At 61.1% G+C, this 7,922-nt stretch carries 3 protein-coding genes and 5 pseudogenes; 4 read left to right on the plus strand and 4 right to left on the minus strand.

All coding sequences use genetic code 11. The features are described from left to right. Positions 1–897: IS110 family RNA-guided transposase (locus tag PU724_RS32960; protein WP_426213794.1), on the plus strand; the 897-nt coding region annotated here is incomplete at its 5' end. A 257-nt stretch (positions 898–1,154) separates the two neighbouring features. Here the strand turns inward: PU724_RS32960 and PU724_RS32965 are convergent. The 3 genes and pseudogenes from PU724_RS32965 to PU724_RS32975 all read right to left on the minus strand — a co-directional run. Next, a pseudogene (locus PU724_RS32965) lies at positions 1,155–1,538 on the minus strand (transposase); the annotation flags it as partial. Positions 1,539–1,892: 354 nt separating this feature from the next. Then, a pseudogene (locus PU724_RS32970) lies at positions 1,893–3,100 on the minus strand (IS91 family transposase). Between the two features lie 10 nt (positions 3,101–3,110). Next, positions 3,111–3,971 (minus strand): site-specific integrase, encoded by an 861-nt coding sequence (locus PU724_RS32975; RefSeq protein ID WP_354425958.1) that lies wholly within the window; start codon positions 3,969–3,971, stop codon positions 3,111–3,113. A 162-nt stretch (positions 3,972–4,133) separates the two neighbouring features. On the opposite strand from PU724_RS32975, the pseudogene PU724_RS32980 reads away from it, so the two are divergent. After that, positions 4,134–4,736: pseudogene (locus PU724_RS32980) on the plus strand (pyridoxal-phosphate dependent enzyme); the annotation flags it as partial. Beyond that, positions 4,737–4,922 (plus strand): annotated as a pseudogene (locus PU724_RS32985) (IS110 family transposase); the annotation flags it as partial. Positions 4,923–5,147: 225 nt separating this feature from the next. Here PU724_RS32985 and PU724_RS32990 read toward each other — a convergent pair. Then, a pseudogene (locus tag PU724_RS32990) lies at positions 5,148–5,259 on the minus strand (IS110 family transposase); the annotation flags it as partial. Positions 5,260–6,188: 929 nt separating this feature from the next. Between PU724_RS32990 and PU724_RS32995 the strand changes: the two are divergent. Next, positions 6,189–6,878, plus strand: coding sequence for an OmpW/AlkL family protein (locus tag PU724_RS32995; protein WP_354425960.1), 690 nt, complete (start codon positions 6,189–6,191; stop codon positions 6,876–6,878). The last annotated feature ends 1,044 nt before the right edge of the window (positions 6,879–7,922 follow it).

The following is a 7,922-nucleotide window of genomic DNA, read 5'->3' on the forward strand; positions in this document are numbered from 1 at the left end:
GATCACCATACCGGCCAGCGGCTTCTTGAAAGGCCGCGAGGAAAAGGCCTGAGAGAAGAACGCACTCGATCACCGAACATCAGGTTGGAAAGCTTCTTGCATCGAGGGCGGCAACCAGAGAAGAACGACGACCGGGACGCGGAAGCAATCGCAGAAGCCGCCACACGTCCGACGATGCGGTTTGTCGAACTCAAGTCCCAGGCGCAACTGGATGTCCAATCGTTGCACCGGGCCCGCTCTCGGCTGGTCGGCGCGCGCACGACGCTGACCAACCAGTTGCGCGCCATCCTGCTTGAGCGTGGCACGGTCATCGCGCAGAGGCGCCATAAGCTTGAGCAGGCAGTGGATGCCTTGCTTGCAGATCCGGACTTCATGAGCGGCAGTCGCATTCGTCGCTTGCTCGCCGATATGCGGCAGGAATGGATAGATCTCGATCGCCGCATCGGGGCTCTGGACCGGGAATTCGTCGAACTCGCTCGCGACAATGTGGCCGCTCGGCGGCTGACGTCGATCCCCGGCATCGGCGCCCTCAACGCTACCGCACTCGTGGCTGCTGTTGGCGACGGCGCGACCTTCGCCAAGGCTCGCGATCTTGGCGCATGGCTGGGGCTCGTCCCGCGACAGCACACGACCGGAGGCAAGCCGAGACTGCTTGGTATCTCCAAGCGCGGCAACAAATACCTGCGCACGCTACTGATCCATGGGGCCAGGGCCGCCTTGCCGTCACTGGCCCGAAGCCAGACCACGCTGGGCGTTTGGTTACGCAATCTGCTGGCAAGACGACACCGCAATACGGTGGTCGTCGCGCTGGCCAACAAACTCGCCCGTATCGCATGGATGATATTGCGACACGAGGTAACCTTCCAGGCCAACCGAGCCACGGCGATGGCAGCTTGAAACAATCAGGTCAGCGGCGACACGAAATGAACGCCGTCTGACCCATGATGTCTGCGGGAGGACTTTGAAAGATGGCCTGACGGTCAAGCCGACGTTCTGGAAGCCTGGTTCAAAAGATGGCGCGTCGACGCCGTGAGTTTTATCAGGCCCGGAGCGTGCGGATCTCCATCTTGGCGACGGCTTCAGCCGACACGCCGTATACGTTGATGCAGACCAATAGTTGCCATCAGAAATAAACCTCTTGCCGACGGGCGGGCCATACGTTTTTTGAAGCTCAGCCCTTCGCGGCGCAGGAACGACCACACTGCGTTGTGCGAGACCTTGACCCCACGATCGGCCAGCTCATCCTTCAGACCATGCAGCGTCAGATGCGGTGTCTCTCGCAGACGTGCCTCGATGAAAGCTCGGTGTGGCTCCAGCACTCTCTTGCGATGTCCGCCCATCTTGCCAGGCGCAACCGAGCCGGTCGCCTGATGGCGCTGCAACAACTTCACTGCCGTCGAATTCGCAATACCGAACCGCTGGGCGGCCGACCGGCGGCTCTCGCCGCTCAAAACCGCCGCAACAACCCGCTCGCGAAGATCTTCGGAAAGAGGTCGAACCATCTGATGCTGGCCTCCATTCCAGCCAGCATCTTGAATCTGGAGGGTTCTGTGTAGTCGCGGGCGCGATTGGGCGGGCACGCACGGGTCGCGACTACATTGAAGCCTGATTGAACTGAACCGCGGGATGGCGGGCGGGGCTATGGGGATTTAGGGCTCACAGTGTGTCCGAGGCGCCGGAGTGGGCTCGCCGACCGCTCAAGAGCGGTCGGCCCTCGTCGCGATGCAGGACCATCTGCGACGCGGGAGACGGCGCCATTGGGTCGTTGACGCTGAGGTGCAGCGTTGCTGGCGACAGCCGGGCTGCGACTTTGACTAGCGGCGCGCAAAGGCCCGGCGGCGACTGTAGCAGACGTCGGGATGGACGGGGCGAGCGTGTCGGTGCGCAGCGTGTCATGAGGTGTCTGGCCAGGTCGGGGCCTTGCGCGGGATCGGGCCGAGCGAGGCCATGGCGCCGCCGCAGCCCCGACAGATGTCCAGGGAGTGCCCTGTGAGACAGCTGTAACGCTGGCGATAGTCGGCGGTCGGGTCCGGCGTCGGCGGCGTGGGCGCCGCCAGAAGAAGACGGCACTGGGCGAGCTTGGCGACGCGGTGGCCGTTGGCGAGGAGGCCGTAATGGCGGATGCGATGGAATCCGTCTGGAAGAGCGTGCAGCAGGAAGCGCCGGATGAACTCGTCGGCGCTTAAGGTCATGAGCTTGTGCTTGGACTTGTCGTGGTGGCGATAGTCCTTCCAGCGGAAGCTGACCTTTCCCTGGTCCAGGCTCACGAGGCGGCTGTTGGCGATGGCGACGCGATGGGTGTAGCGGCCCAGATAGGCGAGGACCTGTTCGGGACCGCCGAACGGGGGCTTGGCGTAGACGACCCATTCGATCCGCTTCAGTCCAGCCAGTTGGGCGCAGAAGGTGGCAGGGTCGGCCAGGCTGGCGAGATCGCTGAAGAAGCGAAGCTGGCCGGCGTCGAAGGCGTCCTGAGGCGCTCCAGGAATAGCCGCCTGAACAGGCGCGACAGAACCCGCACGGGCAGGAAAAATCCCGGCCGGCAGGCGATCCATCGCTGGTCCCCGGCCTTCGCCGGGGCAGGCTCGAGCGACAGGCCGCCGCCCGGCACGACGCAGTGGACATGCGGATGATGGTGGAGATTTTGACCCCAAGTATGAAGCACGGCGACCACGCCGATCTCGGCGCCCAGATGCCTGGGATCGGCCGCCGCCACCCTCAAGGCTTCGGATGCGGCCTTGAACAGGATCGCATAGACCGCCGCCTTGTTCTGGAAGGCGATCTCAGCGATCTGGGCCGGGACGGTGAAGACCACGTGGAAGTATGGGACCGGGAGCAGCTCAGCCTGCCGCTCGGCCAGCCACTGGGCGCGGGCTAGGCTCTGGCACTTAGGGCAGTGGCGGTTGCGGCAGGAGTTATAGGCTTGCCGCACGAGGCCGCAGTCGGTGCAGTGTTCGGCGTGACCGCCCAGGGCCGCGATCCGGCACGCCTCCACCGCGGCCATCACCCGGCGCTCGACACGCCCGAGATGGCCGGCATGGTCGCGGCGATAATCCGCCCCGTGACGGTGGAATACATCCGCCACTTCCAGATCCGGGCGCATGGCGCGCGGCTCAGCCGGGCGGCGTGATCTCCAGGTGGAGTTGGTCAAAAGGACTGGCGGTCCGGCCGATCACAGCCGTTGAGACCTGGGCGTATAGTGTCGTCGTCGCCAGGCTGCGATGGCCCAGCAGCACCTGAATGATCCTTATGTCCGTGCCGGCTTCCAAAAGGTGGGTAGCGAAGCTGTGGCGAAGGGTGTGCACCGTCACCCGCTTCTCAACGCCCAGGAACTCGCAGGCTGCTCGACAGGCGATTCCCAAGGTCTGCGGGTGGATCGGGCCGCGGCCATCGCGCCGGGGAAACAGCCATCGCCCCGGCTTGGTCAACCGCCAATAGACGCGCAAAATCTCCAGCAGCTGCGGCGACAGCATCACATAGCGGTCCTTGCCGCCCTTGCCCTGCTCGATGCGAATGACCATCCGGCTGCTATCGATGTCCGTCACCTGCAGGCGCGCCGCCTCCGTAGCGTGTAAGCCCACCGCATAGGTGGTCATCAGAGCGACCCGGTTCCTCGTCCCCTTCACGGCCTGCAGAAAGCCGACCACCTCATCGGTGCTCAGCACGACCGGCAACTTGCGCGGCGTCCGGGCGTAAGCGATCCGCTCAGGCAGATCAGATCGACCCAGCGTCACGCCGTAGAAGAAACGCAAGGCGCAAACGGTCTGGTTCAACGCGCCCCATGAGACCCTTCGGCCCACCAAGTGGGCCTGATAGGCGCGCACCTCTTCGTATCCCAGTTGATCGGGTGATCGTCCAAAAAATCGACTGAACTTCGCCACGTGATGCACGTAGGATCGCTGCGTCTCCGGTGACAAATTGCGGATCGTCAGATCTTCAATCATCCGCTGACGCAGAGGGCTTATCTGGGCCATCTGGGGTTCTCCTGTCTGGAAGGTTGGCTCGACACCAAATCTTCTCAGACAGGGGCCTCCTCAGGCCAGACCCGCGCATCAGCTACCGCGGCAGCGGTTTAGTTCAATCACAAATCGGACCGAGCGGGAATCCCTTTCGATTCAATCAAGCTGTGAAACGCTCTAGGTGGAAAGGTGAAAATCTACGCCAAACGCGAGGACTGCAACTCCGGTCTCGCGTTTGGTGGAAACAAGCTGCGCAAGCTCGAATACATCATCCCCGACGCCATCGCCTCAGATGCCGATACGCTTGTCTCCATCGGCGGCGTGCAGTCCAACCACACGCGAATGGTCGCCGCAGTCGCCGCCAGGATCGGCATGAAATGCCTCCTGGTTCAGGAGAGCTGGGTTCCACATGAGGATGCCGTCTACGATCGGGTCGGCAACATTCTCTTAAGCCGCATCATGGGAGCAGAAGTGCATCTGGTCGACGAGGGCTTTGACATCGGCATCCGCCGCAGTTGGGAAAAGGCGCTCTATGAGGTCAAGGCAAGGGGCGGCAGACCCTATGCGATACCAGCTGGCGCGTCCGTTCACCCGTATGGTGGTCTCGGCTACGTGGGGTTCGCAGAGGAGTTGCGCGCTCAGGAGAAACAGCTTGGGTTTGCATTTGACTTCATCGTCGTTTGCACGGTCACGGGCTCGACGCATGCCGGCATGCTCGTCGGATTTGCCAATGACGGTCGACATCGCAACGTCATCGGCATCGATGCCTCTGCCACTCCCTGGCTGTGGCTGCGCAATCAACCGAGTTCAGTGCTGACCCGCTGGTTCCACGAACGCGTGATGCGCAATCAGGGGCGCCTCAAAAAGACAACCATCGTCGCCCTTGCAAGGAAGCTGCTCGTGGCGCTGTGGAAATCCGTGACCGCGGGCGTCGTCATCGAAGGTGCCGTCATGAAGGCTGTCTGACGAGATCACACCGATACACTCATCCCTCGAGGCCTGATCAGCCTCGGCGGATCCAGGGGGCGAACCGAGATCCCAGCTGGCTGGAATGCCGTATCAAAGACGGGTCTCGCCTTCTGGGCCCCTGCCGCCGCAAGCGAGAAATTGGTGCAGCCGTCTCAAGCGGCGACCGTATGTGATGAGGTGGAACGGCCCGCTCCGGTGGCTGACCCACCATGAATTTGCAAAACTGCAGGCGCGACAGCTTTTTGCGGAACACGACTGTTCCATCAGCCGTTGCTCCATGCAGCTGAAACACGTTCTTTGCCAGATCGACCCCGATAATGGTAACTTTTTCCATGGATGCCTGCCTCTCCTTTGCGTGGCTCTAACACCACGAACTTGGCACGTTGCGATGCCGTCGGAGAAGGCTGGCATCCACCCCATCTTGAGACCATCAGTCAGATGACACGATACTCGATTGACCGAGCCGTGTCACGCAATCGGGCCCAGCTCTGGATTCCGCCGCCAATTGGGAGCAACACGAAGCCACCCTAACACACCTCTTGACCTCAGCATCGTCATGTGAGCCTGGGATCAAACATCTAGGGCGTCCGTGAGTGCGGTCTGTTCTCCGGGTTTCCATCGCCCCGGTGCGAAGTGGGGGCTCGCGCGGCTCAATGCCATGTGAAAAATCCAGCGCCAACCAGTGCTGGAGAGTTCGCTGTGCGGGCAATCTCCAGAGAGAGCGACCGCATTGAATTCGACGTGCGGCCTTATCTTCTCGATCGCGTTCGAAGAGAGTTTCCAGCCTAGCGTAACGGGCTGGGAGAAAGATCACACAATCGACATGACCATGCTCGGCCGGATCAGCGCTGGCGCGCTAACGAAAGAGATTGCGATCACCTCAAGCCTGATTGGCAGGCCAAACACTCTCGTATGAGACATTGAAGTTGTGGATGGAAGAGCCCGCCTCGCATGACCAGAGTCGCGACCACCTCGTGAGGTATTGTCTCGTTCATCCTCTGCCAATGGGTCGGGGATAGCCTCTCGCCCGCTTTCGGTCGTTAGTCCGTTTGTGCAAAACACGACAATATCAGCTCGAAACACGACAGTATGCTCCGAGACACGAGTGTGTCGGAAGCGAATCTTGCGATCCCCAATGTTCTTCTCGTTGGCACGACAAATGCAGTGCTCTTCGCAGAGCGTCTGTACCAGCGAGTGATGAGAAATCATCTCGCGAGCACAAACGACGGAGTCTACGGTTATCAGATGCCAGGAGAGAACATGATGACAAAAGTGCGGATGGGCGTGGCGCAGGGTGCGATAGCGCTCATCGTCCTTACGGGGGTGGGGCAGCAGGCTTTGGCGGCAGACCCTGCGCAACGTTACATCGCACAGGAGCAGGGGACAGTGGAGGCGTCGAGCCCGTGGCAGATCCGCGTGCGCGCGTTGGGAGTGAAAAGCAACGATTCAGGGTACGTCGGCGGGATCGCCGGTTCCAATCTCTCCTATTCAGACACCGTGACGCCGGAATTCGACATCTCCTATTTTTTCACCGAAAACATCGCTGCCGAACTCATACTCGCCACTACCTACGCCAACGTCGATGGCACCGGAGCAATTGGCGCGCTGGGGAATGTCGGCAAGGTATGGATACTGCCACCCACGCTCACGCTGCAGTATCATATCACCGACTTCGGGGCCTTCCGACCCTATGTCGGCGCCGGCCTGAACTACACCGTCTTCTACAACCAGAGTGTCGGCAGCGCCGATGCTCTCCATGTGAAGAACACGTTTGGTGCCGCACTGCAGGTCGGCTTCGACTACATGCTGGATCGGCACTGGGGGGTCAACGTCGATGTCAAGAAGCTTTTCCTCGAACCAGATTTTACCGTCAAAGTGGCCGGCGCCGATCTGAAGGGCAAGGCCAAGCTCGACCCCTGGCTAATCGGTGCAGGCCTCACATATCGCTTCTGATAGTCGCCGTTTGAATCTTCGACACCAATTTCGAAGACGGGTGAAAGCGCCCAGGAGATTGATCTGATTCCGTTGAAGCTGATTGCTTAGCCGAGGCCGTGCGATATCGGCCGCTAGCTGATGCAGGTGCTGGTCCCGGCGCCGACCTGTTCGACGCCTTGGCCGTCGTTCCCCCTGGCCAATGGTCGTGTGAACGAACGAGTTGAGGTCGCTGCATCGGGGCTGGCAGCGAGTCTGGCGACCCGCGACGCGGGACTCGCCGCCCTTCGTGCCCACCTCAAGTCCTCATCGCGGTTCGGCTTGGGATCTTATGGCCGTTATCCTTCTTCTACAGGAAGTGCGGCGAACACGCACGGATGCCCGTCAGGTGGTGGCGGGAGGCTCGAGGACGTCTGCCGAATAGGCCCGGTCCTTTGCGCCGCAGCCGATCAAGTTGTCCGGAGTTAGACAGCATCGGAGATCGAGGTTCCGCTGCCGAATGCTCATGTCGCGAAGAAGGCCCTTCGGCGATCTGCCATTCAGCGCTGGGATGCGAATCCGGTTGCAGGCTACAGCTCCTCAAGCTGATATGAGAGTCCTAGCGGCTCGAGAGTCCAACCGTTCGTCCTCACGATCAGATAGGCTTGGTTCAAGGCGCATCCGGTCGTCCACGAGAAACGGGTTCATGTGATCGTATCCGCGGGCTTGCGAATGGTCGATGTATGCATGGGCGAAGTGTTCGCGCGTAAGGACAGATCGTCCCTAAAAGCGGCCTGCTAAATTTAGGGCTAGGACCACTTGCGCGATTCGCCGTACCGATACCTGGCGACATGGGCGATGCGTAGGTCGCTCTCGGTGACTTGCCGATGTGAGAGACCGCCACTTCGCAAATAGCAGTGACAATGTTGACAGAATTCGTTCCTCGGAAAACGAAACGCCTAGCAGGCTTCTCTGATTGGGGTCGTTGAGGTCAAGCTCCTGCTGATAATTTTCCGGACCATGTCGCCCCGCGGGTCACTCGCTTCTCTTCGCGGTCGACGTTAGGCCGCCGCATGATGGGGTCAG

It is taken from the genome of Mesorhizobium abyssinicae (genome assembly GCF_049887195.1).
Lineage (GTDB): Bacteria > Pseudomonadota > Alphaproteobacteria > Rhizobiales > Rhizobiaceae > Mesorhizobium > Mesorhizobium abyssinicae.

Excerpts from the sequence above, each read along its gene's own strand:
- PU724_RS32975 (WP_354425958.1), bottom strand. The coding sequence starts at position 3,971 with ATGGCCCAGATAAGCCCTCTGCGTCAGCGGATGATTGAAGATCTGACG.
- PU724_RS32995 (WP_354425960.1), top strand. The coding sequence starts at position 6,189 with ATGACAAAAGTGCGGATGGGCGTGGCGCAGGGTGCGATAGCGCTCATC.